This window comes from Kaistia hirudinis (assembly GCF_014196455.1).
Classification (GTDB): domain Bacteria; phylum Pseudomonadota; class Alphaproteobacteria; order Rhizobiales; family Kaistiaceae; genus Kaistia; species Kaistia hirudinis.
Genome location: NZ_JACIDS010000002.1, coordinates 936710 through 963033, shown reverse-complemented (window position 1 = coordinate 963033; position 26324 = coordinate 936710). Strand labels below are relative to the sequence as shown.

Sequence of the window (26324 nt, the reverse complement as noted above, 5' to 3'; positions counted from 1 at the left end):
CCGGCGAATCGATGGGAAGGCCGGCATGCTGCGGATCTGGGGGCGCGATTTCTCCAACAATGTGAAGAAGGTGGTCTGGTGCGCCGAGGAGATCGGCCTCGCCTATGAGCACATCGGCACGATGAGCAACCCCTTCACGGCCGCGGGCGGTACGCCGCAGCGCCCGGCAGCGCCGCGCGGCCTGGAGCCGACGATCGACGATGACGGCCTCGTCGTCTGGCAGTCGCACAGCATCGTGCGCTATCTCGCGGCGCGCTATTCCGACGGCGTGCTCCACGAGCCGGATCCGGCCCGCCGTGTGCTCGCCGATCGCTGGATGGACTGGACGATCTCCACCTTCTCCCAGCCCTTCCGCGACCTGACCGCGAATGCGCTGCGCGCGGCGGACGGAGAGCGCGACAGCGCGGCGGTCGAATCGGCCCTCGCGCGCTGCGCAACACTGCTTCCGCTTGCGGAGGCGGAACTTGCCGAGCGGCCCTATCTCTCGGGCCAGCGCCTCGGCATCGGCGACTTCCCGCTCGGCACGCTGATCCACGAATGGTTCCAGATACCCACCGAACGCCCGGATTTCCCGGCGATCGCGGCCTGGTATGGCCGGCTCCTGACGCGGCCGGCCTATCGCAAGGTGGTGGCCGTGCCGCTTTCGTGAGCGGCACGCCGCGTCAATCATTTGTCAATCATGAACGATCCATCTTGCCGTCAAGGGCACGTTGCGACATGCTCCGGTCGCGGGCGGTAGATGGATTGACTTATGATTTTTTCAGCGATTGCCGCCGTCGCGATTGGCTGGCTTTTGCGCAGTTATTGGCTTGCCTTCATTATGGCGCTTGCGGTCAGCTTCGCTTCGGTCATGCTCAATGGGCTGATCTATTCCGATCGGCCCGATCTCAATGACTTTCAGTTCCGCACGGTGCTTGCGGGCTTCCTCGCTGGCGCGCTCGGCATCGTAGTCGCGTTTCTGCGCACGGCGTTTGACGAATATCGCGCGGAAAGCCGGGCTGCGCGGGCGAACCGCCAGGCCGGTGCCAAGGTCGCGGACGCGGACAGGCCGCGCATGTCGCTGACCCTGCTGCGGCGCCTCAGGCATGTCGACGCGCAGATGAAGCGTCTCGGCGGCGACATGAACAATCTGACGTTCAATCTGGTCGACCGCTGGGTCAACCGCGCGAGCTATCGCGACGCCGGACGCGAATGAGGCCGACAAAGCCGGCCTCAAGGCAACGCTCGCGGATCGTTCCGGGGGCTTGCCCCGATCCGTTCAGCCGACGAGTTCGACGCCGGAGAACCAGTAAGCGATCTCCTGCGCGGCCGTCTCCGGCGCATCCGAACCGTGGACCGAATTCTCGCCGATCGAGACGGCGAATTCCTTGCGGATCGTGCCCTCGGCCGCATTGGCCGGGTTGGTCGCGCCCATGACTTCGCGGTTCTTCAGGATGGCGTTCTCGCCTTCCAGAACCTGCACGACGGTCGGGCCCGCGGTCATCGTCTCGACCAGCTCGCCGAAGAAGGGCCGCTCCTTGTGGACGGCGTAGAAGCCCTCGGCCTGCGCGCGCGACATCCAGACGCGCTTCGAGGCGACGACGCGCAGGCCGGCCTCCTCGAGCTTCGCCGTGATCTTGCCGGTGAGGTTGCGCCGCGTCGCATCGGGCTTGATCATCGAGAAGGTGCGTTCGATCGCCATATCGGATCCTGTCATTTCGACGGTTGAAAAGTCGCGCGCTGTATAGCCGGAGAGCCCTGATGCGGCAAGCGATCCCGGCTCGACGGCGCGCCATCGCCCCCTTGCCGGCCCCGCCGGCAGGCGGCTAGGCTTGGCGAACAGAACAAGCCGGCAGCGGCCAGCACAGCGCGAGGTGACGTCGCGCTCGGGTCGTCCCAGCCGGCACCGATCACCGGGGAAACGCAGGGAGTTGCCGTGAAGGCTCATTTTTCGATGTTCGCCGGCTATAATCGCTGGGCCGACGCGCGCGTGCTCAAGGCCGCCGCAATGCTCGCCCCCGACGATTTCCTGGCCGATCACGGCGCCTTCTTCGGATCGGTCTGCGGCACGCTGAACCACATCGTCGTCACCAACCGGATCTGGATGCGCCGCTTCACCGGCACAGGTCCCACCCAGACACGGCTCGACGAGATCCTGACCACCGACATCCACGAACTCGCCGGTCTGATGCAGGCCGAGGACGAGCGCATCATCGCCTATATCGACACGCTCGACGAAGCCGCGCTCGCCGGCTCCTTCTCCTACCGCACGATCACCAACCCGGCTGAAATCCGCCAGCCGCTCGCCACCGGCCTCGCCCACTTCTTCAACCACCAGACTCACCATCGCGGCCAGGCGACGGCGATCTTGACGCGGATCGGCGGGCGGAACGCCGTCGAGGGGCTCGATCTGCTGCTGTTCCAGCGCGAGACCGGGATTGGGCTCGGATAGGCGCGCAACCATCGCGGACGGGCGACGTTCTTCCTTTACCGAAAAGGAGAACGGAATGGCCAACGAAGAAGACGTCTCGAAGACCCCCGCCGAGCTCGAAGAGCATGTGTGGAAGCTCGCGCGGAAGATCCAGTTCGCCTTGTTCACCCGACGCGATGGCGAGGCGATCGCGCAGTGGCCGCTGACGGCCCATGTCGATGCCGACCGGCGCGCGATCTTCTTCCTCGTCGAGGATGACGGCATTCGCTATCGCGACGTCGGCGCTTCGCCGGTGACGCTCGGCTTCGCCGATCACCCGAAATATCTCGTGATGCGGGGCGAGGCGACCCTCTCCAATGACCGCGAGATGATCCGGGAGCTCTGGTCGCCCTTTGCGAAGGCATGGTGGGATTCGCCCGACGATCCGACGATCCGCCTTCTGACCGTCGAGCCGACCCAGGCGGAATATTGGGACTCCGGCAACTCGCTGGTCGCCTCGGTGCTCATGCTCGCTGCCGCCGCAACCGGCGCCAAGCCGGCGGTCGGCGAGCACGCGAAGGTCGCGATGGCTGAGCCGCTGCCGTAGCGCCCAAATCCATCCCGCGCGCCGATTCAAAAAATCGTGTGCGCGGGAAGGGTGGCACGAAGCGTTTCAGCGTGTATTATTCCGTGATCAAGCGTGGTCGAGGGAGGACGATGTGCAGACTTGGCATGATGGCTTGCAGACTGAGCCCCCCGTCTTCGTTGCCCTCCCCCGGCGCCCCGGCATGCGGATGAAGCGCACCGCGCGAACGGTGCCGACGCAAAGCCTTTCGGCGTTCGCCAATGCCGGTGAGCACCTCCCCGAGCGCGCGCCGATCGAAATTCCCGCCGATTCCAAGGCCTGATCGCAAGAGATCCGTGCCGGCCCGAAGGCCGGCATGGTTCATCGCGAAGTCGAATAGGCCGTGAGCCAGCTAGTACTGCGCGCTCGGCCGCTCATGAGAGCGCCGTACGGCACAAGCCGGCTGAACGGCGCACGATCGCGGCGCGTGCCCGGCTTCCAGCCGATATCTCCAAGAAATCCGTCCTCGAAAGCCCGCATCTTGACTTCGGCCTCCATGAGAACAAAATAGGAACATAGAAAGCCGGGGATGAATATGGTCAGGACCGACTCGATCGAAACGCGGGATCCGATGCAGGAGCGCATCGACGACATCCTGAGCGCGCATGGCGGCGACGCCCGCTCGGCGATCGAGATGCTGCTGATCTATGGCGACGGCGTCGCCGACAGCCTGTCCTTCGGCTATGTGCGCGGCCGCATCGTGACCTCGGCGCGGCTGGAACGGCGCGGTGGACGCCAGGACGGAAACGAACCGTGACGGAGAAGAGCCATGAACGAGCATCTTCGTGACTTCATCGCCCATCTGGCTGATGAGACCGAGCGCCGAGCCGGCTGGCTGGAACTGGAGGGCAGCGACGGCACCGCCCATCTCGTGGGCGGCAGTCTCGCTTGCCATGAGGATGGCGTGGCCTTCGAGGACGACAGCGGCTTGCTCGCAGAAATGCCCTATCGGCTGATCGCGGCGGTCCGCACCGGACGTCAGGGCGAGGCCGGCGCGGGGCGCCGCCGTCCCCTGCCCGCCTTCGCGCCGGACCTCGCGGCCTGAGGCGTCACGGTCCGGATTAAATCTTTGGACCGAGCCGATGGTTGCTTGCTTCGCCATCCCTTGGGGCGCAGCATGACGCATCGTTTCCGCTTATTTTGGCAGAATCTTGCGTCTTACATTGATTTTCCCGGCCGTTTTGGCCCTGTTTCTCCCGTTCGCAGCCGAGGCGGCCGTTCCGGATATCGAGCCGCGGACACCGGATCAGCTGAGCGACTCGGAGATGGCCGAGATCGTCGACTTCATCGTCGGCAACGCCGTTTTCGCGCTTTATCACCAAGCCGGCCACATGATGGCGATGCGCTATGGCCTCGGGCCCGCCGACGAGGAGACGGCGGATCGTTTCGCGACCCTGACGCTGCTCGAGCCGCGCTCCGGTGCCGGCAACCAGACGCTGGTCGATGCGATTGATTCGTATCGCCTCGCCGCGCACCAGCAGGGCGTCGCGCCCGGCGGCCATGCGACGCTTCCCGACGCCCATTCGGTCGACGAGGCCCGCGCCAGCGCGATCGCCTGCGCCATGGCGGGCTCGGATCCGGACGGCTTCGCCGACATCGCCGAGGCCATGGGGCTTTCCGCGCCGAAGCGCATGGCCTGCGCCGAGAGCTGGCGGAAGTCCGTGGAGCACTGGAAATCGTCGCTGAAGGCAATCCTGCGCCCGGCCGGCACTACCGGACCGGCCCTGCCGATCGCCTATGACCCACCCGTCGACCAGGACGTCGCCGAGGCCACCATTCTCGAGGACAATCACGTGCTCGAGGAGGTCGCGGCGAAGCTCGGCGCCACCTATGACTTCGCCGCGCCGCCCAAGGTGCGCGCGATGCATTGCGGCGAAGCGACGTCGCGCTATGACGCCGACCGGAACGAACTCGTGCTCTGCTACGAGCTGTCGGCCTATCACGGCCAGCTGATCCTGCGCGACATCGAGAGCCGCAGCTGACGGCCGCGCGCAATCGCGCCCTTGCATAGGCACGGCCGGCGCGGCACATAGCCGGCCATGCTGCATGTCAACGACGTCACCTATCGGATTGCCGGCCGAACGCTCCTCGAAGGCGCCTCCATCGCGCTGCCTGATGGCGTGAAGGCCGGCTTCGTCGGCCGCAATGGCGCGGGCAAGACGACCCTGTTCAAGCTCGTCACCGGCGAGATCGCGCCGGAGAGCGGGTCCATCGGCCTGCCGCGCGGCGCGCGCATCGGCCAGGTGGCGCAGGAGGCGCCCGGCACGGAGCAGTCGCTGATCGATTTCGTGCTCGATGCCGATCGCGAGCGCACGGCGCTGCTCGCCGAGGCGGAGACCGCGCACGATCCCGCCCGCATCGCCGAGATCCAGCTGCGCCTCGCCGATATCGGCGCCCATTCCGCCGAGGCGCGGGCCGGCGCGATTCTGTCCGGCCTCGGCTTCGACGCGGAGGCGCAGCGCCGTCCCTGCTCCGCCTTTTCCGGCGGCTGGCGCATGCGCGTCGCGCTCGCGGCGGTGCTCTTCTCGGAGCCCGACCTGCTCCTGCTCGACGAGCCGACCAATTATCTCGATCTCGAAGGCACGATGTGGCTCGAAAGCTATGTCGGGCGCTATCCGCACACCGTGTTCCTGATCAGCCACGACCGCGACCTGCTCAATCGCGCCGTCGACATGATCGTGCATCTCGATGCGGGCAAGCTCGTCGCCTATCGCGGCGGCTACGATTCGTTCGACCGCCAGCGCCGTGAGAAGCAGGCACTGCAGCAGAAGCTGAAGAAGAAGCAGGACGAGCAGCGCCAGCATCTCCAGGCCTTCGTCGATCGCTTCAAGGCCAAAGCCTCCAAGGCGCGGCAGGCGCAGTCGCGCATGAAGGCGCTCGAAAAGCTGCAGCCGATCGCCGGCATCGTCGATGACGACGTGACGCCGTTCTCGTTCCCGCCGCCCGCCCGTCGCCTGTCGCCGCCGATCATCGCGCTCGATGGCGTCTCGGTCGGCTATGAGGCCGAGAAGCCGATCCTGAAACGGATCGACCTCAGGATCGACACCGAGGACCGGATCGGCCTGCTCGGCGCGAACGGCAACGGCAAATCGACGCTGGCGAAGCTCATCTCCGGCCGGATGGAGCCGATGTCGGGATCGCTGCGCCGCGCCGACCGGATGGAGATCGCCTTCTTCGCGCAGCACCAACTCGACGAACTGCGACCGGCCGAGAGCCCGGTCGAGCATATCCGGTCGCTGATGCCGGACGCGACGGAATCGCAGGTGCGCGCGCGGGTCGGCGCCATGGGCTTCCCGACCGCCAAGATGGATACGCCGGCGCGCGAACTCTCCGGCGGCGAGCGGGCGCGGCTGCTGCTCGGCCTCGCCACCTTCCGCGGCGCGAACCTCCTGATCCTCGACGAGCCGACGAACCATCTCGACATCGACAGCCGCGAAGCGCTGGTGCTGGCCCTCAACGATTTTCCGGGCGCCGTCATCCTCATCAGCCATGACCGCCATCTCGTCGAGGCGACCGTCGACCGGCTGATCCTAGTCGCCAATGGCGGCGTCGCGCCCTTCGAGGGCGACATGGAGGATTATCGCCGGCTGATCCTGCAGGGTCCGGACGATGGCGCCGCGTCGGCGCGCCGCGACGAAGCGGGCAAATCCGCCTCGGCGCAGGATCGCCGCCGCGAGCAGGCGCAAAGGCGCGCCGAGCTCGCGCCGCTCAGGAAAAAGATCAAGGACGCCGAATCCTTGATGGAGAAACTTCAGAAAGAGATTCAGAAGCTCGACGCGCAGCTCGCCGACGGTAATCTCTATCTGCGCGACCCAGCCAAGGCCGGATCGCTCGCCAAGTCGCGCGCCGACGCCGCCGCGGCCCTCGCCGCGGCGGAAGAATCATGGCTCGAAATGTCGTCGGATTACGAGAGCGCCGCGGCCGACGGCTGATCGCCGGCCCAGACCGACAAAGCCTATCCACGCCGGAGGACACGATGCCGCAGACGCCGGAGGAGATCCAGATGACCGCGCGCCCGCAAGCCGATTTCGTCACGCGAGCGGGCGGATCGATCGGATCGGCGTTTCTTCCCCTCATCGCACTGGCCCTCGCCTTGATGCTGCATCTTGGGAAGACGGGAATGGACGGCGTCCCAATGCCGTATGAAGCCTTCCTGACGCTCCCCATCGTCGGCATAATGGTTTGGACGGTCTTCGTCGTGCTGCGCCATGCCGAGGCTATCGCCCATCGCATCGGCGAGCCCTATGGCACGCTCGTGCTCACCATCGCCGTGACGGCGATCGAGGCGTCGGTCATCGTTTCGATGATGATGCACGGCGCGAACAACCCGACCCTGGCGCGTGAATCCGTGTTTTCGACAGTGATGATCGTCTGTGCCGGCGTCGTCGGCATCTGCCTGACGGTCGGCGGGCTGCGCCACCGCGAGCAGGATCTGAATCGCCAGGGCACAAGCGCACTGCTCGCCGTGCTGATCGCGCTGACCGGACTGACGCTCGTGCTGCCCGATTTCACCCTGACCGCGGGTGTGGGCAATTTCTCGACCTTGCAGCTCGTCTTCGTGAGCCTGCTCTGCCTCCTGCTCTACGGGTCGTTCCTGTTCGCGCAGATGACGCGCCACCGCCACGACTTCGTCGATGATCTGGGTCCGCCGGAGCATGGCGGACACGCGGCCGCCGCGGGCGGGCTGAAGATCCGCTTCGTCCTGATGCTGATCGGCCTCGTCGGCATCGTGCTGCTCGCCGAATATGTCGCTGCGGGCATCGAGCAGAGCCTCGCGGAACTCCAGGTGCCGCAGTCGGATGCGATCGTCGGCGCCTTCATCGCGACGCTCGTGCTCCTTCCCGAATCGATCTCGGCCATCAAGGCGGCCAATCGCAACGAGTTGCAGCGCAGCATCAACGTCGCGCTCGGTTCGGCCTGCGCGACGATCGGGCTCACCATCCCCGTCGTCGCGGTGGCGAGCCTCATCACGGGGCGCGGCCTGACGCTCGGCCTCGCCCTCGGTGACGTGACGCTGCTGGTGATCGCGCTCTCGGTCAGCATGGTCAGCTTCGGCACCGGGCGCACGAACGCGATGACCGGCGGCGTCCATCTGGTGATCTTTGTCGCCTATCTGCTGCTGATCGCCGTTCCCTGAACGGCGGACCGGCACCTCAGGCCTTCTTCTCCCAGCGCCCGGCCTCGGATTGCTGCCAATAGGTGGCCGCGTGGCCTGCGGCCTTCACCTGGCGCCAGGCGCCCCGCGCCGCATCGAGTGCATCGGGATCATTGCCGTCGAAGAGCAGCACGATGCGGTCATAGCCGGCCGCATCGCCGATCGGCGCGCCATCGACCAGGAAGCGCACGCTCGCTGCGTTCGGATTGGCGTTGTCGGCCGTGAGTACGATCGGCGTGCGCGGCGCGTTCGGATCGCGCCACGTCCCATGCGGCAGGAAGGATTCCTCGCGCCAGGTCCACAGCAGCGCGTCGAGCGCCTCGCAGCGCTCGGGCGAGCCCGCCTCGACCACGACGCGCCAACCTCGCTCGAGGCATTTCTCGAGCATGGGCGGCAGGACCGCCTCGAGCGGCTGGCGCTGCAGATGGTAGAAGAGGACCTCCGTCATGGGGCGCGCACGCGCATCAGCCCTCGTAATTGTCGGCGACGAGGCGGTCGAGCAGGCGTACACCCCAGCCGGACGCCCAGGAGCGGTTGGTTTCCGACTGCGGCGAGCTCATCGCCGTTCCGGCGATGTCGAGATGAGCCCAGGGCGTGCCGTCCTTGACGAAACGCTTCAGGAACTGCGCCGCCGTGATCGAGCCGGCGTCGCGCCCACCGGTGTTCTTGATGTCCGCGAACTTCGATTCGATCTGTTTGTCATAGGCTTGGCCGAGCGGCATGCGCCAGACCTTTTCGCCCGTCGCCTCGCCGGCCTTGGCGAGCGCGCTTGCGAGCGTATCATCGGTCGAGAAGAGGCCGGCATGATCATGGCCGAGCGCGACGATGATCGCGCCGGTCAGCGTGGCGAGATCGACGATCACGCGCGGATCGAACTCCTTCTGCACGTACCAGAGCGCATCGGCCAGCACGAGGCGGCCTTCGGCATCCGTGTTGATGATCTCGATCGTCGTGCCGGACGCGGCCTCTACGATATCGCCGGGGCGCTGCGCATTGCCGTCGGGCATGTTCTCGACGAGGCCGATGATGCCGACGACATTGGCCTTCGCCTTGCGGCTCGCCAGCGCATGGATGAGGCCGACCACGGCGGCGGCACCGCCCATGTCGCCCTTCATGTCCTCCATGCCGCCGGCCGGCTTGATCGAGATGCCACCCGTATCGAAGACGACGCCCTTGCCGACGAAGGCGACGGGGCGCTCCTTCGATTCAGCACCGTTCCAGTGCAGCGCAACGAGGCGGGGTGGGCGGACCGAACCCTGGTTGACGCCGAGCAGCGCGCGCATGCCGAGCTTCTTCATCTGCTTCTCGGTCAGCACCTCGACCGTGACGCCGAGCCGCTCGAGGCTCTCCGCCTTCTCCGCGAATTCGACGGTGCCGAGCACATTGGCCGGTTCGTTGACCAGTTCGCGCGCCAGGATGGCGCCCTCGGCGACGGCCTCGCGGGCGGCCCAGGCCTTCTTCGCCTTGCCGGCCTCGGGATGGATGATCTCGAGCGCGGCCGGCGCCTTCTTCTTGGCGTCGTCGCCCTCCCCGTTCCGCCGGCTCTTGTAGCGGTCGAAGCTGTAGGAGCGCAGCACCGCGCCGAGCGCGATCTCGGCGGCCTGGTCGGGCGTGAGCGCAGCGCCATCCGGCGCTTCAGCGAAGAGGGTCGCCGACTCGCCGCGCCGGAGCGCGCCCATCAGCGCGCCGCCGAGCCGCGGATAATCGGCCTCGGCGAGCTCGCCAGCCTTGCCGAGCCCGACGAGCAGGACTCGATCGAACTCCGTTCCGGCCGGCACCAGCACGTCGAGCACGGCAAAGCGCGCGCCCTTGTAGGAGGCCGCCGTCGCCGCCCGCGCGAGCAGCGCCCCGACGCCCGCCGCCTCGGCCGCCGGCGGCAGCTTCAGGCCGTCATCGGTAAGGAAGACGGCCGTGCCCTTGTCGGAAGGGGCGCTCTTGCGGAAGCTGACTGTGGATATCTCGGTCATCGGAGGCTTTCGGGGAACTGGAACGTCGGGCGGGATGCCAACATGCACTTGCGGGCGAGATTGCCGTCCGCAGCGGCCCTCTGGCAAGGGCCGCGATATCGCTGTAGACATTCACGCATCGTTAAGCGCGTTCATTAGCGGTGCATTCACCTAAATGGTTCACCCATCATGCAATAGCGGACGCGGGGCACGTCCGTCGACCAGGACACACCATCGGACGGCAGCCTGCCGCGCCGGCCGAAAGGATGTCGTCATGCGGGTGGAGTGTGCCTCGGCATGAAGCTGATCGGCTGGTACGTCTTCAAGCGCATGCTCGGCGCTTGCCTGCTGAGCCTTGGCGGGCTCGCCGGCACAGTCTGGCTCAGCCAGGCGCTGCGTGAACTGAACCTCATCACCTCCAAGGGCCAGAGCATCCTGACCTTCCTGCACGTCTCGGGCCTCATCTTCCCGGGACTGCTGTTGATCGTCTGCCCGGTCGCGGTGCTGATCGGGGTGATCTACACGCTGAACCAGCTGAACGCGGATTCGGAGCTCGTCATCATCAACGCCAGCGGCGCCTCGCCGGCGATGATCCTGCGGCCGGCCCTGCTGCTCGGCGTGCTCGGCACGCTCGTCGTCGCGGGCATGTCGCTCTATCTCGTGCCGCGTTCGCTGCAATCCTTCCGCGACCTCATCACCAATGTGAACACGGACCTGATCTCGAGCTTCGTCCAGGAGGGCGCCTTCGTCCCGATCGGCGACCAGTTGGTCTTCCACATCCGCGACCGCAAGCCGGACGGGACGATGGAGGGCATCTTCATCCGCGACGAGCGCGAGCCCGGCCAGAGCAACGTCTATATCGCCGAGAAGGGCCAGGTGCTGAAGAACCCGCTCGGCACATTCCTGGTGATGCAGAACGGGACGATCCAGCAGCGCGCCTCGGACAAGGATTCAATGTCCGTCATCCAGTTCGAATCCTACGCCTTCGACCTCTCGACCTTCACGAGCGCCGCTGCCCTTCCCTCGCTCAAGGCCGCCGAGCGCGACACGTCCTATCTCCTCTCGCCCGATCCGAACGACCCGGAATTCCAGAAGCGGCCGGACTCCTTCCCCGCCGAGCTGCATGACCGCCTGTCGAGCCCGCTCTACACGCTTCTGTTCGCGATCCTGCCCGTGCTCGCACTCGGCCAGGCGCAGACGACGCGCCGCGGCCGTGGCGTCGTCATGCTCGGCACCGTCCTCGTTGCGACGGGGCTGCGCGTCGGCGGACTCATGCTAGCGGGTCTGTCGGCCAATCACCCGGTTGCCATCCCGGCGCTCTATGCGCTTCCCATCGTTGGGATCGTGATCTCGATCGTGGCGATCATGCGCGGCTTCAAGTTCTCGAGCTCGGAAGGCATCGGATCGCTCGTGGTCGAATCCCTGCAGCGGCTGCTGCCGCGGCGTCGCGTCACGGATGGTGCCTGACATGCTGCGCCATCCCACGCTGAGCTTCTATTTCGCCAAGCGCTTCGCGCGGATGGCTTTCATCATCTTCCTGGTGGTCTTCGTCCTCATCGCGTTCGTCGACTATCTGGAGCTCGCCCGCCGCTCCGTGCAGCGCGAGAACTTCGACGCCTTCTGGTACCTCGTCATCTCGCTGACGCGCGTGCCGACCGTCATCGAGCGCGCCCTCCCCTTCACCGTGCTGTTCGCGGCCATGGCGAGCTTCGTCCTGGCCAATCGCCAACTCGAGCTCGTCGTGGCGCGCGCCTCCGGCCTGTCGGCCTGGCAGTTCATTCTGCCTGCCTGCGTCGTTGCGCTGATCTTCGGCATTTTGGCCACAACGGCCTTCAATCCGCTCGCCACGGAGTTGAAGGAAGAGTCGATACGGATCCTCAATCGCCTCACCGCGGAGGCGACCGGTTCGCCGACCGATGGCGAGACCCAGCAGGGCGCTCCGATCTGGCTGCGGCAGTCGGGCCTCGAGGGAAGCTCGATCCTCGGCGCGAAGAACAGTTACAACAAGGGCCTGTCGCTCGCCGGCGTGACGGCCTTCGTGTTCGATCTGGACAACAGGCTGGACCGCCGAATCGACGCCCGTTCGGCCGAGTACGAGCCGGGGAAATGGGTGCTGCACGACACCACCCTGACGCGGATGTCGGAGCGTCCCGTCCATGTCGACAAGTTGGAGCTGCCGACCGACCTGCGGCCCGACCAGGTCAGCCAGCAGCTGGCGAATCCCGAGACGATCTCGTTCTGGTCTCTCCCTGATTTCATTGAGATATCAAAGCGTTCCGGCGTTCCGAGCACGGGCTATGAGATGCGCTACCAGTCGCTTCTCGCGCAGCCCATCCTGTTCCTCGCCATGGTGCTCGTGGCATCCACAGTCTCGCTCCGCTTCTCCCGTTCGAGGGACCTCGGACAGGTGATTCTGACTGGCGTGATCGTGGGCTTCGTGCTTTATGTTGTGTCGGAGTTGGCGATAGGATTGGGGAGGAGTGGCGTCGTGAATCCGGCGATTGCAGCTTGGTCTCCGCCCCTCGTCGCGACTCTCGCGAGCATTACGGTCTTGCTGAACAGGGAGGACGGATGAACCGCTTTGCCGTCCTTCATGGCGGCGGGAAATGCTTGCTGAAGTCCCTTCGCGCAGCCGCTGCGGTGGCCCTGTGCGCGATGCTGGTTGCTTCTCCCGCTTCCGCACAGTCGGTCCAGTCGGTGGCCGGCTCCCTGGGCTTCGCCGGCGAATCCGGGCTCAAGACCGAGCCGGGCGCCAAGATGCTCCTGGAGTCCGACCAGCTCGTCTATGACTATGACAAATCCACGGTTTCGGCCGTGGGCGCGGTCAAAATCTATTATGACGGCTACACACTGGAAGCGCAGAAGGTCAGCTACGACCAGAAAAACAAGAAGATGATCGCCGAGGGCGGCGTGAAGATCGTCGACAAGACGGGCACCGTGGTGACCGCCGATACGATCGACATCACGGATGACTTCGCCACCGGCTTCGTCTCCGCGCTCCGGCTCGACACGCCCGACCAGACGCATTTTGCGGCCGAGAAGGCCTATCGCGACCAGGGCAAGACGACGACCTTCTATCGCGGCGTCTACACGGCTTGCGAACCCTGCCGCGAAAATCCGAAGAAGGCGCCGGTCTGGCAGGTCAAGGCGGCCCGGATCATCGTCGACCACAACGAGCATATGATCTATTTCCGGTCCGCGAGCCTCGAGTTTCTCGGAATGCCGGTCGCCTATTTCCCGGCTTTCTCGGCGCCCGATCCGACCGTGAAACGCAAGAGCGGCTTTCTGGTTCCGTCGGCCGGATACAAGTCCGCGCTCGGCGCCTTCGTGAAGGTTCCCTATTTCTGGGCGCCCGCCGCGAATTATGACCTCACCTTCACGCCCGTCGCCTATACGCGCCAGGGCCTGCTGCTCGACTTCGATTGGCGTCATCGCCTCGACTTCGGCCAGTACAGCATTTCGGCGGCCGGCATCGACCAGCTCGATCCGGAAGCCTTCGTCGAGAGCGGCACGCGCAATTCCGGCGACATCCAGTTCCGCGGCGGCGTGCGCACGATCGGCGAATACTATCTGAACAAGCTCTGGACGCTGGGCTGGGACGTCACCGCGATGTCCGACCGCACGTTCACGCGCGATTACAGTGTTCTCTCGGCCTCGAACGATGTCGCCGTCTCGACGCTGCACCTGACCGGCCAGAGCGCGACCAACTATTTCGATCTGCGCGGCTATTATTTCCAGGTCCTGACCAACGATACCGGGGACCAGTACAATCAGGAACGCCAGCCGATCGTCGCGCCGGTGGCCGACCAGAGCTACATCTTCCAGGACCCGATCCTGGGCGGCCAGCTCTCGATGAAGAACAACGTCGTCAGCCTGACGCGCCAGCAGACCGACTATGTCGATTCCGACAATCTCGGCTACTACAAGCAGGGCGACGCGCTACTCGGCATCTATGGCAATTTCAACCGCGCCAGCACCGAGTGGACGTGGGAGAGCAGCCAGATCGGCCCGATGGGCATGGTGTTCAAGCCCTTCGCCTATCTGAAGGGCGACGCGTTCTATCTCGACCAGCAGCAGTTCCCCGGCGTGTATGACAATGGCGGCTATGGCCGCATCATGCCGGCGGGCGGCATGGAATGGCGCTGGCCGATCCTGATGGCGTCCGGCAGCTCTTCCGTCGTCATCGAGCCGATCGCGCAGATCATCGCGCGTCCCGACGAACAGCTCGCCGGCAAGCTGCCGAACGAAGACGCGCAGAGCCTCGTCTTCGACGACGCCTCGCTCTTCGCCTGGGACAAGTTCTCCGGCTATGACCGCGTCGAAGGCGGCACGCGCGCCAATGTGGGCTTCCGCTATGTCGCCGATCTCGGCGAGATCGCGACCATTCGCGGCGTCGTGGGCCAGTCCTACCAGATCGCCGGCCTCAACTCCTTCGCCGTCCAGGACGTGACCCAGACGGGCGCCGTCTCCGGCCTCGAGAGCAACGTGTCCGACTATGTCGGCAGCATGACCCTCGACGGCGGCGCGGGCTATTTCCTGACGGCGAATGCGCGCCTCGACGGGAGCACGCTTGACCTCAACCAGGCGCAGATCACGGCGACAGGCAAGGCGGGCAACGTCACCGCGTCGGCGTCCTATCTCTTCCTTCGCGAGCAGCCCGCCATCGCTAGCTCGTATGCGGGCCAGGAGACGGACACGGTGAGCGGACGTGCTTCCTGGCAGTTCACCGAGACGTGGCGCCTGTTCGGTTCGCTCGCCTGGGACTTCCACGAAGACCAGATGGCCGGCAACAGCCTCGGCCTCGCCTATGACGACGAGTGCACGACGTTCTCGATCGCCTATAGCGAGACGACGCAGGACTACACCGACCTGCAGACCTCCAAGTCCCTGATGGTCAGCCTTCAGCTCCGCACGATCGGCGGGACGCAATTCAAGAGCGATCTCGGCGGCTCCAGCAACTGATCGAGCGGAATGGATCCGGCAGCTTCATGCTTTTGCCGGATTTCTGCTGTTTGGAGGGGTTGGACGCAGAGCATGCGCCGCGCGATACAGCTAGAGATGGGATCGACGATTTCAGCCATGCAGACTGTCATTCGAAGGGCTGCGTTCCTGACGGCGCTCGTTCTGGCGACCGCCTTCGCCATGGCTCAGCCAGCCGCAGCGCAGCAGGCCGCCGTCAAGGCGACCGTCAACGGCCAGCCGATCACGAGCTACGACGTCAGCCAGCGCGTCAAGATGCTGACGCTGTTCCATCAGAAGACCAATCCGAAGCAGGCGCTTGAGGATCTGATCGACGAGACGCTCGTGGATCAGGCCGCCAAGAAGCGCAACATATCGGTGCCCGACGCCCAGATCGATCAGCGCTTCAACGGCATCGCGAAACAGGTCAAGCTCTCGCCGGAGGCCTTCTCGAAGGCTCTTAAGCAGAACGGGGTCGAGCCCGATTCACTGCGCAAGCTGCTGCGCGCCCAGATCATGTTCGGCAACGTCATGCGCGCCAAGGCGAGCGCCGCCTCGGCCGATGTCAGCGAGGCCGACATCCAGGCCGAGCTCGCCAAGGAAGGCATCAATGCCGACGCGGCGACGATGAAGGAATACCGGCTGCAGCAGATCGTGTTCGTCGTGCCGAAGGGCTCGCCGCCCGGTCTGGTGCCGCAGCGCCAGCGCGAGGCCGAGGCTTTCCGCCAGCGTTTCTCGGGCTGTGACAACAGCCTGAACCAGGCGAAGGCGCTGAAGGGTGTGGTCGTCGTCGACGCGGGCCGCCGCGACACCAGCCAGATCGAAGGCGATTTCGCCGAGGCGCTGGCCAAGGTCCCGGCCGGCGGCACGCTGAAGCCGGAGGTCTCCGCCCGTGGCGTCGAGGTCATTGCCGTGTGCTCGGTCAAGGAAATCCAGAGCACGGCCGGCGTCCGCGCCGAGGTCGAGCGCCGCCTGACCGCCGAGCAGACGAAGGATCTCGACAAGACGGTGAAGGCGGAGCTTCGAAAGGACGCCATAATCTCCTATAACTAGGGCCATGGCGCAGACTGAAACATTTCGTCCCCTCGCCCTGACGATGGGTGAGCCGGCCGGCATCGGTCCCGATGTCACGCTGATGGCGTGGAAAGCGTGGCGTGAGCGTTCGCTTCCGGCATTTTACTGCCTTGCCGATCCCGACGTGCTTCGGGATCGCGCGGAAAGGCTGGGCCTCGACATCCCGATCGAGACCATCGCCGCCGCCGACGCGGCCGCGGTCTTTCCGCATGCGCTGCCTGTCGTACCACTCGAATCGAAAGCCTTTGCCGAGCCGGGCCGCCCTGAGCGGACCGCTGCGCTCGGCGTGATCGAGGCGATTGCGCGCGCGGTGGGCGACGTGCGGGCCGGCCTCGCCTCCGCGATCGTCACCAATCCGATCAACAAGAAGATCCTATTCGATGCCGGCTTCCAGCATCCCGGGCATACCGAGTTCCTGGGCATGCTCTCGGCTGCCTGGAGCGGCAGCCCGGCGCGGCCGGTCATGATGCTGGCCGGGCCAGGACTGCGTGCCGTTCCGGCGACGATCCATGTGCCGATCGCGTCGGTGCCCGGCATGATCACCGATCGGCTGATCATCTCGACCGGGCGCACCATCGACAATGAGATGCGCCGCCGATTCGGCATAGCGCGGCCCCGAATCGCCGTCGCCGGCCTCAATCCGCATGCTGGCGAAGGTGGCGTAATGGGAACCGAGGACGATGCAGTCCTCCGGCCGGCGGTTGCCGCGCTGCAGGAGGAAGGCATCGACGCGATCGGACCGCTCTCGCCGGATACGATGTTCCATCCGGCCGCACGGACCCGCTATGACGTCGCGCTGTGCATGTATCACGACCAGGCGCTGATCCCGACCAAGACGATCGCCTTCTCCGAGACGGTGAACGTCACGCTCGGCCTCCCCTTCATCCGCACCTCGCCGGATCACGGCACCGCCTTCGACATCGCGGGCACGGGCCAGGCGGACTTCTCCAGCCTTGCGGCGGCGCTTCGCCTCGCCGACGAACTGGCGCGGCATGAGGCCGACTACAGAGCAGAACACAGCTCGGCCAGGCAGATCGCGTGAACGCCATGGATGGATTGCCGCCGCTACGCGACGTCATCGCGCGGCATGGCCTCCGGGCGGTCAAGGCGCTCGGCCAGAACTTCCTGCTCGATCTCAATCTCACGGGTCGAATCGCCCGCTCCGCGGGTCCGCTGAAGGGCGTTACCGTCATCGAGGTTGGTCCGGGACCTGGCGGTCTTACCCGTGCGCTGCTGATGGAAGGCGCCGAGAAGGTCGTCGCGATCGAGCGCGACGCGCGCTGCCTGGAGGCGCTCGCCGAGATCGCGGCGCATTATCCGGGTCGGCTCGAGGTCATCGAGGGCGATGCGCTCGCGACGGACTACCGGGCATTGGCGCCCGCCGCGGGGCCTGTGCGGATCGTCGCCAACCTGCCCTACAATATCGCGACGCCGCTGCTGATCGGCTGGCTCCAGACCGAACCCTGGCCGCCATTCTTCGATCGGATGACGCTGATGTTCCAGCGCGAGGTCGCGGAACGGATCGTCGCGACGCCGGACGACGATGCCTATGGCCGGCTGGCGGTGCTCGCCGGCTGGCGCGCCGAGGCGCGGCTGCTGTTCGACATCTCGCCCAAGGCGTTCACGCCGCCGCCGAAGGTCGTGTCATCGGTCGTCGAACTTATTCCGCGAGCCGAGCCCCTGCCCTGCGACCGCGCCGCGCTGGAGCGCGTCACGGCAGCCGCCTTCGGCCAGAGGCGGAAGATGCTGCGCCAGAGCCTCAAGAGCCTCGGCGTCGATCCGCTACCGCTTCTGGCCACTGCGGGCCTGGTCGAGACCGCACGAGCGGAGGAGATCGACGTCGCGGGTTTCGTGCGCCTCGCCAATGCGCTTTCGGCGCAGCGCGCGGGCGAACCCGGAACGGCGTGAGCCGGCGGCTCAGCCGCCGCTCTCGATCTCCTCGGACAGCAATTCCTCGACGAACGCCTCGAGCCAGGTCGTGCGGGCGCGCTTCATGCGCTCGGCGTAGAGGATCGCCTGTGCCTTCTGCAGCGAGGTCTGCAGGTCCTTGTTGATGATGACATAGTCATAGTCGCGCCAGTGTGAGATCTCGCCCCGCGCATTGGCGAGGCGGCGCGCGATCACATCGGGCTTGTCCTCCGCCCGGCGCTCGAGCCGCGCGGCGAGTTCGGTCATGGTCGGCGGCAGGACGAAGATCCGCACGAGATCCTGCGGCATGGCCTTGGCGACCTGGTCCGCGCCCTGCCAGTCGATATCGAACAGCACGTCGAGCCCCGACGACAGCGCCTTCTCCACCGGCGCCTTCGGCGTGCCGTAGCAATTGCCGTGCACCTGCGCCCATTCGAGCAGGTCGCCATGATCGCGCATGCGATCGAACGTCTCCTGGTCGATGAAGTGGTAGTGCACCCCCTCGATCTCGCTCGGCCGGCGCCCGCGCGTCGTCACCGACACGGACAGCACGATGTCCTTGTCCTGCTCCATGAGGTGGCGCGCGATCGTGGATTTGCCCGCGCCCGAGGGCGAGGAGAGGACCAGCATGAGCCCCCTGCGCTCCGACTTGGCGCTGGCCGCGGTCACCGCCGCCGTTGTCCTCGTTCCGATTGGCGTCATGAACGGCTCATTCCTATTCGAGATTCTGGACCTGCTCGCGCAGTTGGTCGACGGCTGCCTTGAGTTCGAGGCCGATCGCCGTCAACGAGCGATCATTCGCCTTGGAACACAGCGTGTTGGTCTCGCGATTGAATTCCTGCGCGAGGAAATCGAGCTTGCGGCCGACCGCGCCACCCTCGGCGAGCAGCGCACGGGCGGCGCCGACATGCGCCTCCAGGCGGTCGAGCTCCTCGCGGATATCGGCGCGCGTCGCCAGCAGCGCCGCCTCCTGATAGAGCCGGTCAGGGTCGAGCGCCGGCGAGGCGCCGAGGAGGTTCGCCACCTGTTCGGCGAGGCGGACGCGAATGGCCTCCGGCGTGCGCGCGGGCGCGGTCTCGGCAGCGGCCCGCAGCCGGTCGACCTCATCCAGCCGCGCGCCGAGGATCGCCCCGAGCTGCGCGCCCTCGCGCGCCCTCGCGACCACCAGCTCGGCGAGCGCGATGTCGAGATCGTCGAGAATACGGGCGCTGACCGCCGCGACCGCTTCGGGGTCGTCCTCGGCATCCACCGTCTCGACGACGCCGCGGATCGCCAAGATGCCATCAAGGGTCGGCGGAGCCGCCGCGATCTCGGCGCCGACGCGGCGCATCAGCTCGAGCAGCGAAGCAAGCAGTTCCTCATTGACCTTGAGCTTGGTGGCGCTCGCCTCGCGCTGCAGCGACAGGCTCGCCTGAAGACTGCCGCGATGCAGCCGCCCGCCGATGCGCTCGCGCGCCGGCTGGTCGAGATGATCCTGACCGGGCGGAAGGCGGAGGCGCACATCGAGGCCCTTGCCGTTCACGCTCCGCAGTTCCCAGGCCCAGCGATAGCCGAAGCCGGCACCGGCGGCGCGGGCAAAGCCCGTCATGCTCATCAACGTCATGGATCGTCCGAGGCTCCGCGCCGAAAGAAAGCGACAGTAGTCCGGGGCCCGGCTGCGCTCAAGATTGGCAATGGCTGGCAGGAAAACGCCTAGCCGGCGTTCGGCTTGCGCTTGGGCGTCGGGGTGCCCGGCGAGGGCTCGGGCTTGGCCGGGACATCATAGCCCGCGGTGTCGTTCGCAGCGCTGCCATCCGTGGCATCCGCCGGGCTCTCCGCCGCCGGATCCTGGCCCGCAGCGGCCGGATCTTCGTCGAGCGCATCGCCCGGACCGCCGGCGAGCGCCGCCGTCGCGGTGCCATCCGCCTTCTGCTTCGCCAGCACCTGGCGGTAGCGCGCGACGTTCTTGCGATGCTCCTGATAGGTCTCCGAGAAGGAGTGCCCACCCGTGCCGTCGGCGACGAAATAGAGATCCTTCGTGCGCGATGGATTGGCGACCGCGGCGAGCGACGCCTTGCCTGGATTGGCGATCGGCCCCTTCGGCAGGCCGGCGATCTTGTAGGTGTTGTAGTCGTTCTCGGCGTCCAGGTCGGCCTTGGTGATCGACGCGCCGCTCGGCAGCCCGGCACCGCCATAGACGCCGTAGATCACGGTCGGGTCCGACTGCAGGCGCATGTTCTGCTTGATGCGATTGATGAAGACGGCGGCGACGCGGCTGCGCTCATCCGCCATGCCCGTCTCCTTCTCCACGATCGAGGCGAGCGTGACGAGCTGGTCCTGCGTCTCGATCGGCAGATCCTTGTCGCGGCTGTTCCAGACGGCGGTCAGCACGCGATCCCGCTCGCGGATCATCCGGTCGATGATGTTCTGGCGCGAATCGCCGCGCGTGTAGCGATAGGTGTCGGGGAGAAGCGTGCCCTCGGCGGGAACCTCGGCAACCGCACCGATCAGCACGGGATCGGCATTGAGCCGGTCCACGATCTGCTGCGACGTCAGCCCCTCGGGAATGGTCACCGAGTAGACGATCGACTTGCCGCTGACGAGCTCGTTCATGATTTCGCGCATGCTCGAATGCGCGGGGATCAGATATTCGCCGGCCTTGAGGTCGTCCTGGACGCGCGCGGCGCGCACGCCGGCGATGAAGATCCATTTCGACGAGATCAGCCCGCGCTCATGCAGCGTCTCGGCGATCGTCGACAGGCCCATGCCACGGTCGATGGAGACGGTCCGCGGCTGGTCGAAATGGCTGCGCTCCTCGAAGCGCATCTTGCCGAAGAAGAACACGCCGGCGACGCCGAGCACGCCGACGACGATGATCGTCATGGCGAAGTTCATGACGATCACGAGGGGATGGCGGGCCTGCTTCGAACGCGTCGGCGGGGGCGGCAGCCGCTCGGGGCGCAGGGTCTCGCCCGGGCTACGCGGATTGATCCGCTGTCCGACGTCGGGCGCCCTTACGTCATCCGTGACGTTCTTCTGAGCAGCTCCGTCAGGCAGGCTCGAATCGTTCATAACACCCTACTTTTCGGATCCGAGGGAATCAGGCGCGGAGCAGCCGGAACCCTTCAGGCGACTGTATGGACGATTATGGCGAAAGCGCGAAGGCGCCCGCCATAAAGCGGCGGGCGGGCCTGCGTCGTCGGGATCAGACCTCGTGCCGGCGGAACACCAGCGAGGCATTGGTGCCGCCGAATCCGAAGGAATTCGACACGGCGACGTCGATCTTGCGCGGGCGCGCGACGTTCGGCACGAGATCGATGGCCGTCTCGACCGAGGGATTGTCGAGATTGATCGTCGGCGGCGCGATCTGGTCGCGGATCGCGAGCAGCGAGAAGATCGCCTCGACCGCGCCGGCAGCGCCGAGCAGATGGCCGGTCGCCGACTTGGTGGAGGACATCGACGTCGTCGAGGCGGCATTGCCGAGCACGCGCTCGACCGCGGCGAGTTCGATCTCGTCCGCCATCGTCGAGGTGCCGTGGGCGTTCACATAGTCCACGTCCGACGGCGAGACGCCGGCGCGCTTCAGCGCTGCGGTCATGCAGCGATAGGCGCCGTCGCCATCCGGGGTCGGAGCGGTGATGTGATAGGCGTCGCCGGAGAGGCCGTAGCCGATGACCTCGCCATAGATCTTGGCGCCACGCGCAAGAGCGTGTTCGCGCTCTTCCAGGACGACGATGCCCGAGCCCTCGCCCATGACGAAACCGTCGCGGTCGCGGTCATAGGGGCGCGAGGCCTGGGTGGGACGGTCGTTGAAGCCCGTCGAGAGCGCCTTGCAGGCGGCGAAGCCGGCAATGCCGATGCGCGAGATCGGGCTCTCGGTGCCGCCGGCGACCATGACGTCGGCATCATCGAGCGCGATCAGCCGCGCCGCATCGCCGATCGCATGCGCGCCGGTTGAGCAGGCGGTGACCACCGAATGGTTCGGACCCTTGAAGCCGAAGCGGATCGATACCTGCCCCGAGGCCAGATTGATCAGGCGGCCCGTGATGAAGAACGGGCTGATGCGCCGCGGTCCCCGGTCACGGAGGACATGGCCGGCCTCGACGATGCCCTGGAGCCCGCCAATGCCCGAGCCGATCAGCACGCCGGTGCGGATCTGGTCCTCGTAATTAGTGGGGAGCCAGCCCGAATCATGCACCGCCTGGTCGGCCGCGGCCATCGCATAGACGATGAACTCGTCGACCTTGCGCTGCTCCTTGGGCTCCATCCAGTCGTCGGGACTGTACTTGCCCTCGTCCTTCGAGCCGCGTGGGATCGCGCACGCAATCTGGCAAGGCAGGTCGTCGACTTCAAACTCGGTGATCCGCGCGGCGCCACTGCGGCCGGCGACGAGATTCTGCCAAGATGGTTCGACGCCGCAACCGAGCGGCGACACCATACCCATCCCGGTAACGACGACACGTCTCATGCGCTTCTCCCGGACCGGACTCAGATCGAATCCGGCCGCCGTTCTTGTCTGTGCTCTGGCGTAAGCCGGAGGCTCAGCCGGCGTTCTTCTCGAGGAAGCTGACGGCGTCGCCGACGGTCAGGATCGTCTCGGCGGCATCGTCCGGAATCTCGACGCCGAACTCTTCCTCGAAGGCCATGACCAGCTCGACCGTGTCGAGGCTGTCCGCGCCGAGGTCGTCGATGAAGCTCGCGCCCTCGGTCACCTTGTCGGCTTCGACGCCGAGGTGCTCGATGACGATCTTCTTAACCCGGTCAGCGATATCGCTCATTTCTCAAACCTCGACTTGCTCGTTTCATTAAACTCTGTGCGACCTCTCGCACCGGGAATGCATCGTTCGGCGCAGTTCCCGTAATCGTTCCGCGATATCGTCACTAGTCTGGTGTCACCGTCAATCCGCTGCTTCGTCGTAGCCCCGCGCTCGAAGAGCAGTCCGATCGATGGGCGGTCCTAACACAGTTTCCAAACCTTGACCAGCGCCGCCGCCCCCTCTGCGGGCACGGCCGGCGCTGCCGGAAACCGGTCGGGATTTCCCTTTTAGATCATAGCCATGCCGCCGTTGACGTGCAGCGTCTGGCCGGTGACATAGGCCGCTTCGTCGGAGGCGAGATACACGACTGCGGAGGCGACTTCTTCACCGCTGCCGAGTCGCTTCGCCGGCACGCGCTCCAGGATCGCCGCACGAATCTTTTCGTTCAGCACGTCGGTCATCGCGGTCTCGATGAAACCGGGGGCAACGCAGTTCACGGTGATGTTGCGGCCGGCCACCTCGCTCGCGAGCGACTTGGACATACCGATGAGGCCGGCCTTGGCGGCGGTATAGTTGCCCTGCCCCGGATTGCCGGTTACGGCGACCACGGAAGAGATGTTGATGATGCGGCCGGAGCGCTGGCGCATCATGCCGCGGAGCGCGGCGCGCGCGAGGCGGAAGGGCGCCGTCAGATTGACGTCGAGCACCTGCGCCCAGGCTTCGTCCGAAAGCCGCGCAAACAGCATGTCGCGCGTGATACCGGCATTGTTGACGAGAATGTCGAGACCGCCCAGCGCTTCTTCGACGGCGGGGACCAGCGCCTCGACCTCGTCGGACGAGGCGAGATTCGCCGGGAACACATGGGCGCGTTCGCCGAGTTCGGCCGCGAGCGCGTCGAGAGCCTCGCGGCGGGTTCCGGAGAGCGCGACGGTCGCGCCCTGCCCGTGCAGCTGCGTGGCGATCGCCTTGCCGATGCCGCCGCTCGCGCCTGTGACGAGCGCGCGCTTGCCGGTCAGATCGAACATCAGAACCCTCTCCTTCAGGTCAAAGCGGCGATGGCCGCGGGCACGTCTTCCGGCTGGCCGACGGCGAGCGTCGTGGCACCCGGCGCGATCCGCTTGGCGAGACCGCTCAGCACCTTGCCGGCGCCGACTTCGACGAGGCGATCGACACCGTTCGCGGCGAGCCATTCGACCGATTCGCGCCAGCGCACCATGCCGGTAACCTGCTGGACGAGGCGATCGCGGATCTCGACCGGATCGCTGATCGGATAGGCGAGCACATTGGCGACGATCGGCACGCGCGGCGCGGCGATCTCGACGGAGGCCAGCGCCTCGGCCATCGCGTCGGCGGCCGGCTGCATCAGGCGGCAATGGAACGGCGCGCTCACCGGCAGAAGGATCGCGCGCTTGGCGCCCTTCGCCTTGGCGATTTCGAGCGCACGCTCGACCGCGGCGCGCGTGCCGGAAATGACGACCTGGCCCGGGCCATTATCATTGGCGGCCTGGCAGATGTCGGAACCGGCCGCCTCGGCGGCGACGGCCGTCGCCGCCTCGAAATCGAGGCCGAGCAGCGCCGCCATGGCGCCCTCGCCCACGGGAACCGCCGCCTGCATGGCCCGGCCGCGAATGCGCAGCAGGCGCGCGGCATCGGCGAGCGACAGGCTTCCGGCCGCCGCGAGGGCCGAATATTCGCCGAGGGAATGGCCGGCAACATAGGAAGCGGCCTTCTCGAGCACGAGGCCCTCGGCCTCGAGCGCCCGCATGGCCGCGAGGCTCACCGCCATCAGCGCCGGCTGCGCGTTGGCCGTCAGCGTCAAGGTGTCGATCGGGCCTTCGAAGATGACCGAGGAGAGCTTCTCGCCGAGCGCCTCGTCAACTTCCTGAAAGACTGCGGCTGCCGCGGGATGAGCCTCGGCCAGCGCCTTGCCCATTCCGACAGCCTGGCTGCCCTGCCCCGGAAACGTCAGCGCCGTCGTCATCCGAAACGCGCTCCTCGTCGAGTTCTGTCCCCGAAAACAGGGGCTCCATCGGCGGCGGCTAATCGCTTTTCCGGCCCGCGAAGTCAAGTCCGCCCGGCTTTCCGGCCCGGGGGCGGGTTGGCGCGCAACGCGAAAAAACATGGCCGCCTTATTAAAATTCGTTCATGTCGGCGCCGGACCGTTGCCTTGGAAATGGAGGGCGCCAGATCCATTGTGTCTCCTTCACGCATCCCCCGAGCGGGAAGGGAGACGGGATCGAAAGACGTGGAGTTATCCGATGAAAGCCATCGCAATCCTCGCTCCGGCCGCCCTCCTGATGGCCGCGGCCCCCGCCTTCGCCGTCGACTTCGACAGCGGCCGCGTGACCGGCATGAACCAGCAGACCGGCCAGATCGCCCTCGATAACGGGCATCAGTATACGGTGGAGAACCCCTCGCAGCTCATCGGCGTTCGCCCCGGCGAGCAGGTGAACGTGACGTTCGAAGGCAAGAAGGCCATCGGCTTCTCCGAGGACCCGTCGCAGTTCGACAGCTCGTCGGGCGTCCCGGCGCAATGACCAACTCAGCCGGGGGCAGGCTTCGCGCTGGCCCCCGGCACCCCGTCCTTCTTGGACGGCTTGTCGTAGCGGGCGGTGTCGCCCGGCTTCTCGACGAAGCAGGCGTCGTTGGTCTGCGCGGTCCCGGCCTTGAGCAGCGTGCCGACCGTGACGAAGCGATAGCCCTGCGCCTTCAGCTTCGGAATGATCGTCTTCAGCGCTTCGGCGGTGTGCTTGCCGCGCCCATTGGCGTGCATGACGATGATCGAGCCCGGCTTCACCCGCGCGAGCACGCCCTTGGCCATCGGCCCGGCGCCGATGCCCGACGGATCGCCTGACACGACATCCCACTGGATCGGCGTCTCGCCCATCGCCCGAACCGCGGCGAGGCTCTCGGGCGAACACGAACCATAGGGGAAGCGGAACAGACCGCTCGCCGCCGGCGTACCCGCTGCCGGGCAGACGGACGCGACGCGCGCGCGAAGCTCCTTCAGCACAGCCTCGGTCCGGCCGATCTCCTGCGCGACCTTGGCCGCATCGGCGCGATCGAGATTGGCATGATCATAGGTGTGGTTGCCGACCTCGAAGAGCGGATCGGCGAGAAGCTGCATGGCGCGCTGCTCATGGCTCTGCGCCCAGCGCCCGCCCATGAAGAAGGTCGCGGGCGCGCCCTGCGCGCGGAGCGTATCGACGACCGCGCCGTCATAGCCCGCAACTTCGCCGCCGGCCTCGCAGAGATCGAAGGTCAATGCGATCAGCTTCTCGCCGGCCGGCAACTTGACGCGTCGCACCACGCCCGTGCCGGCATCCGCCGGACCCGACCAGAGCGCGGGCTCGGCGGCTGGCACGGCGACGCGGTCCGCCGCGCCGGCGCGGCGCGAGAGGTTCTCACCGGCCTTGCCGGCGAGGTCGGAGGGCGAAAAACAGGCGGCCGGCGGATCGGCGAATGCGAGCGTCGGCAGCAGCAAAGCGAGCGGAAGGATCAGGGCACGTTTCGACATGGCGGCCAAGGACGC

General features: G+C 66.5%; 27 protein-coding genes. 16 read left to right on the top strand and 11 right to left on the bottom strand.

All coding sequences use genetic code 11. The annotated features are described in order from the left end of the window. Positions 1-25 precede the first annotated feature (25 nt). Both GGR25_RS09630 and GGR25_RS09625 read left to right on the top strand, forming a co-directional pair. A complete protein-coding gene (locus tag GGR25_RS09630) occupies positions 26-649 on the top strand; it encodes a glutathione S-transferase family protein (protein ID WP_183398510.1) in 624 nt (207 codons plus the stop codon). A 102-nt stretch (positions 650-751) separates the two neighbouring features. Beyond that, positions 752-1195 (top strand): hypothetical protein, encoded by a 444-nt coding sequence (locus GGR25_RS09625; RefSeq protein ID WP_183398509.1) that lies wholly within the window; start codon positions 752-754, stop codon positions 1193-1195. Positions 1196-1258: 63 nt separating this feature from the next. On the opposite strand, the gene ndk is transcribed toward GGR25_RS09625, so the two are convergent. Next, positions 1259-1681 carry a nucleoside-diphosphate kinase gene (ndk, locus tag GGR25_RS09620; protein ID WP_183398508.1) on the bottom strand — a complete coding sequence of 141 codons (423 nt, stop codon included), beginning with the start codon at positions 1679-1681 and terminating at the stop codon, positions 1259-1261. A 234-nt stretch (positions 1682-1915) separates the two neighbouring features. Here ndk and GGR25_RS09615 point away from each other — a divergent pair, with 234 nt between their 5' ends. The 7 genes from GGR25_RS09615 (at position 1916) to GGR25_RS09585 (ending at position 8151) form a co-directional block, all read left to right on the top strand. After that, on the top strand, positions 1916-2431 hold the full coding sequence (locus tag GGR25_RS09615) for a DinB family protein (protein WP_183398507.1): 516 nt from the start codon (positions 1916-1918) through the stop codon (positions 2429-2431). A 55-nt stretch (positions 2432-2486) separates the two neighbouring features. Next, a complete protein-coding gene (locus GGR25_RS09610) occupies positions 2487-2996 on the top strand; it encodes a pyridoxamine 5'-phosphate oxidase family protein (RefSeq protein WP_183398506.1) in 510 nt (169 codons plus the stop codon). Positions 2997-3549: 553 nt separating this feature from the next. Beyond that, on the top strand, positions 3550-3771 hold the full coding sequence (locus GGR25_RS09605) for a UBA domain-containing protein (protein ID WP_183398505.1): 222 nt from the start codon (positions 3550-3552) through the stop codon (positions 3769-3771). 12 nt (positions 3772-3783) lie between these two features. Beyond that, on the top strand, positions 3784-4059 hold the full coding sequence (locus tag GGR25_RS09600) for a hypothetical protein (protein ID WP_183398504.1): 276 nt from the start codon (positions 3784-3786) through the stop codon (positions 4057-4059). A gap of 220 nt (positions 4060-4279) precedes the next feature. Then, positions 4280-4996 carry a DUF4344 domain-containing metallopeptidase gene (locus GGR25_RS09595; protein ID WP_183398503.1) on the top strand — a complete coding sequence of 239 codons (717 nt, stop codon included), beginning with the start codon at positions 4280-4282 and terminating at the stop codon, positions 4994-4996. Between the two features lie 57 nt (positions 4997-5053). Next, positions 5054-6946, top strand: a complete 1893-nt coding sequence (locus tag GGR25_RS09590; protein ID WP_183398502.1) for an ABC-F family ATP-binding cassette domain-containing protein — start codon at positions 5054-5056, stop codon at positions 6944-6946. Positions 6947-6990: 44 nt separating this feature from the next. After that, positions 6991-8151 (top strand): calcium:cation antiporter, encoded by a 1161-nt coding sequence (locus GGR25_RS09585; protein WP_246409390.1) that lies wholly within the window; start codon positions 6991-6993, stop codon positions 8149-8151. Between the two features lie 16 nt (positions 8152-8167). Here GGR25_RS09585 and GGR25_RS09580 read toward each other — a convergent pair whose 3' ends face one another. Next, on the bottom strand, positions 8168-8617 hold the full coding sequence (locus GGR25_RS09580; RefSeq protein WP_183398501.1) for a DNA polymerase III subunit chi: 450 nt from the start codon (positions 8615-8617) through the stop codon (positions 8168-8170). Between the two features lie 16 nt (positions 8618-8633). Then, the gene (locus GGR25_RS09575; RefSeq protein ID WP_183398500.1) at positions 8634-10136 is read right to left on the bottom strand and encodes a leucyl aminopeptidase; all 1503 of its coding nucleotides are present in this window, start codon (positions 10134-10136) and stop codon (positions 8634-8636) included. A 276-nt stretch (positions 10137-10412) separates the two neighbouring features. Between GGR25_RS09575 and lptF the strand changes: the two genes are divergently transcribed. The 6 genes from lptF to rsmA all read left to right on the top strand — a co-directional run bounded on the left by lptF (position 10413) and on the right by rsmA (position 18056). Next, entirely contained in the window at positions 10413-11582 is a 1170-nt protein-coding gene (gene lptF / locus GGR25_RS09570; RefSeq protein ID WP_183398499.1) for an LPS export ABC transporter permease LptF, read from the top strand. Between the two features lies 1 nt (position 11583). Beyond that, a complete protein-coding gene (gene lptG, locus GGR25_RS09565; protein WP_183398498.1) occupies positions 11584-12690 on the top strand; it encodes an LPS export ABC transporter permease LptG in 1107 nt (368 codons plus the stop codon). 35 nt (positions 12691-12725) lie between these two features. After that, positions 12726-15077: an LPS-assembly protein LptD gene (locus tag GGR25_RS09560; RefSeq protein WP_210299862.1), complete on the top strand. Its 2352-nt coding sequence runs from the start codon at positions 12726-12728 to the stop codon at positions 15075-15077. A 117-nt stretch (positions 15078-15194) separates the two neighbouring features. Next, entirely contained in the window at positions 15195-16127 is a 933-nt protein-coding gene (locus GGR25_RS09555; protein WP_183398496.1) for a SurA N-terminal domain-containing protein, read from the top strand. A gap of 4 nt (positions 16128-16131) precedes the next feature. Next, positions 16132-17190 (top strand): 4-hydroxythreonine-4-phosphate dehydrogenase PdxA, encoded by a 1059-nt coding sequence (gene pdxA, locus GGR25_RS09550; protein WP_183398495.1) that lies wholly within the window; start codon positions 16132-16134, stop codon positions 17188-17190. Continuing rightward, the gene (gene rsmA, locus GGR25_RS09545) at positions 17187-18056 is read left to right on the top strand and encodes a 16S rRNA (adenine(1518)-N(6)/adenine(1519)-N(6))-dimethyltransferase RsmA (RefSeq protein WP_183398494.1); all 870 of its coding nucleotides are present in this window, start codon (positions 17187-17189) and stop codon (positions 18054-18056) included. The genes pdxA and rsmA overlap by 4 nt, the downstream gene beginning before the upstream one ends. Positions 18057-18065: 9 nt before the next feature. Here rsmA and gmk read toward each other — a convergent pair whose 3' ends face one another. The 7 genes from gmk to fabD all read right to left on the bottom strand — a co-directional run bounded on the left by gmk (position 18066) and on the right by fabD (position 24773). After that, positions 18066-18758: a guanylate kinase gene (gmk, locus tag GGR25_RS09540; RefSeq protein ID WP_246409388.1), complete on the bottom strand. Its 693-nt coding sequence runs from the start codon at positions 18756-18758 to the stop codon at positions 18066-18068. Between the two features lie 13 nt (positions 18759-18771). Then, complete coding sequence (locus GGR25_RS09535; RefSeq protein WP_183398493.1) at positions 18772-19659, bottom strand: YicC/YloC family endoribonuclease; 888 nt, start codon at positions 19657-19659, stop codon at positions 18772-18774. A gap of 89 nt (positions 19660-19748) precedes the next feature. Continuing rightward, positions 19749-21107, bottom strand: coding sequence for an endolytic transglycosylase MltG (gene mltG, locus GGR25_RS09530; protein WP_183398492.1), 1359 nt, complete (start codon positions 21105-21107; stop codon positions 19749-19751). Between the two features lie 133 nt (positions 21108-21240). Beyond that, on the bottom strand, positions 21241-22503 hold the full coding sequence (gene fabF / locus GGR25_RS09525; RefSeq protein WP_183398491.1) for a beta-ketoacyl-ACP synthase II: 1263 nt from the start codon (positions 22501-22503) through the stop codon (positions 21241-21243). 73 nt (positions 22504-22576) lie between these two features. Then, on the bottom strand, positions 22577-22813 hold the full coding sequence (locus GGR25_RS09520) for an acyl carrier protein (RefSeq protein ID WP_104218330.1): 237 nt from the start codon (positions 22811-22813) through the stop codon (positions 22577-22579). A 266-nt stretch (positions 22814-23079) separates the two neighbouring features. After that, positions 23080-23817 carry a 3-oxoacyl-[acyl-carrier-protein] reductase gene (gene fabG, locus GGR25_RS09515; RefSeq protein WP_183398490.1) on the bottom strand — a complete coding sequence of 246 codons (738 nt, stop codon included), beginning with the start codon at positions 23815-23817 and terminating at the stop codon, positions 23080-23082. 14 nt (positions 23818-23831) lie between these two features. Next, positions 23832-24773: an ACP S-malonyltransferase gene (gene fabD, locus GGR25_RS09510; protein WP_183398489.1), complete on the bottom strand. Its 942-nt coding sequence runs from the start codon at positions 24771-24773 to the stop codon at positions 23832-23834. A gap of 277 nt (positions 24774-25050) precedes the next feature. Here fabD and GGR25_RS09505 point away from each other — a divergent pair, with 277 nt between their 5' ends. Beyond that, the gene (locus GGR25_RS09505) at positions 25051-25329 is read left to right on the top strand and encodes a hypothetical protein (protein WP_183398488.1); all 279 of its coding nucleotides are present in this window, start codon (positions 25051-25053) and stop codon (positions 25327-25329) included. Positions 25330-25334: 5 nt separating this feature from the next. Here the strand turns inward: GGR25_RS09505 and GGR25_RS09500 are convergent, their stop codons facing one another. Beyond that, positions 25335-26309 carry a polysaccharide deacetylase family protein gene (locus tag GGR25_RS09500; RefSeq protein WP_183398487.1) on the bottom strand — a complete coding sequence of 325 codons (975 nt, stop codon included), beginning with the start codon at positions 26307-26309 and terminating at the stop codon, positions 25335-25337. Positions 26310-26324 lie beyond the last annotated feature (15 nt).

What these genes read in the sequence shown, in the direction of transcription:
- mltG (WP_183398492.1), bottom strand. Translation starts at nt 21,107, where the DNA reads ATGAACGATTCGAGCCTGCCTGACGGAGCTGCTCAGAAGAACGTCACG.
- GGR25_RS09520 (WP_104218330.1), bottom strand. Translation starts at nt 22,813, where the DNA reads ATGAGCGATATCGCTGACCGGGTTAAGAAGATCGTCATCGAGCACCTC.
- GGR25_RS09575 (WP_183398500.1), bottom strand. Translation starts at nt 10,136, where the DNA reads ATGACCGAGATATCCACAGTCAGCTTCCGCAAGAGCGCCCCTTCCGAC.
- GGR25_RS09610 (WP_183398506.1), top strand. Translation starts at nt 2,487, where the DNA reads ATGGCCAACGAAGAAGACGTCTCGAAGACCCCCGCCGAGCTCGAAGAG.
- GGR25_RS09625 (WP_183398509.1), top strand. Translation starts at nt 752, where the DNA reads ATGATTTTTTCAGCGATTGCCGCCGTCGCGATTGGCTGGCTTTTGCGC.
- GGR25_RS09505 (WP_183398488.1), top strand. Translation starts at nt 25,051, where the DNA reads ATGAAAGCCATCGCAATCCTCGCTCCGGCCGCCCTCCTGATGGCCGCG.
- GGR25_RS09585 (WP_246409390.1), top strand. Translation starts at nt 6,991, where the DNA reads ATGCCGCAGACGCCGGAGGAGATCCAGATGACCGCGCGCCCGCAAGCC.
- GGR25_RS09600 (WP_183398504.1), top strand. Translation starts at nt 3,784, where the DNA reads ATGAACGAGCATCTTCGTGACTTCATCGCCCATCTGGCTGATGAGACC.
- lptF (WP_183398499.1), top strand. Translation starts at nt 10,413, where the DNA reads ATGAAGCTGATCGGCTGGTACGTCTTCAAGCGCATGCTCGGCGCTTGC.
- ndk (WP_183398508.1), bottom strand. Translation starts at nt 1,681, where the DNA reads ATGGCGATCGAACGCACCTTCTCGATGATCAAGCCCGATGCGACGCGG.
- GGR25_RS09605 (WP_183398505.1), top strand. Translation starts at nt 3,550, where the DNA reads ATGGTCAGGACCGACTCGATCGAAACGCGGGATCCGATGCAGGAGCGC.
- fabG (WP_183398490.1), bottom strand. Translation starts at nt 23,817, where the DNA reads ATGTTCGATCTGACCGGCAAGCGCGCGCTCGTCACAGGCGCGAGCGGC.
- GGR25_RS09555 (WP_183398496.1), top strand. Translation starts at nt 15,195, where the DNA reads ATGCAGACTGTCATTCGAAGGGCTGCGTTCCTGACGGCGCTCGTTCTG.
- GGR25_RS09535 (WP_183398493.1), bottom strand. Translation starts at nt 19,659, where the DNA reads ATGACGTTGATGAGCATGACGGGCTTTGCCCGCGCCGCCGGTGCCGGC.
- GGR25_RS09580 (WP_183398501.1), bottom strand. Translation starts at nt 8,617, where the DNA reads ATGACGGAGGTCCTCTTCTACCATCTGCAGCGCCAGCCGCTCGAGGCG.
- lptG (WP_183398498.1), top strand. Translation starts at nt 11,584, where the DNA reads ATGCTGCGCCATCCCACGCTGAGCTTCTATTTCGCCAAGCGCTTCGCG.
- GGR25_RS09630 (WP_183398510.1), top strand. Translation starts at nt 26, where the DNA reads ATGCTGCGGATCTGGGGGCGCGATTTCTCCAACAATGTGAAGAAGGTG.
- GGR25_RS09500 (WP_183398487.1), bottom strand. Translation starts at nt 26,309, where the DNA reads ATGTCGAAACGTGCCCTGATCCTTCCGCTCGCTTTGCTGCTGCCGACG.
- GGR25_RS09595 (WP_183398503.1), top strand. Translation starts at nt 4,280, where the DNA reads ATGGCCGAGATCGTCGACTTCATCGTCGGCAACGCCGTTTTCGCGCTT.
- pdxA (WP_183398495.1), top strand. Translation starts at nt 16,132, where the DNA reads ATGGCGCAGACTGAAACATTTCGTCCCCTCGCCCTGACGATGGGTGAG.
- gmk (WP_246409388.1), bottom strand. Translation starts at nt 18,758, where the DNA reads ATGACGCCAATCGGAACGAGGACAACGGCGGCGGTGACCGCGGCCAGC.
- fabF (WP_183398491.1), bottom strand. Translation starts at nt 22,503, where the DNA reads ATGAGACGTGTCGTCGTTACCGGGATGGGTATGGTGTCGCCGCTCGGT.
- fabD (WP_183398489.1), bottom strand. Translation starts at nt 24,773, where the DNA reads ATGACGACGGCGCTGACGTTTCCGGGGCAGGGCAGCCAGGCTGTCGGA.
- GGR25_RS09590 (WP_183398502.1), top strand. Translation starts at nt 5,054, where the DNA reads ATGCTGCATGTCAACGACGTCACCTATCGGATTGCCGGCCGAACGCTC.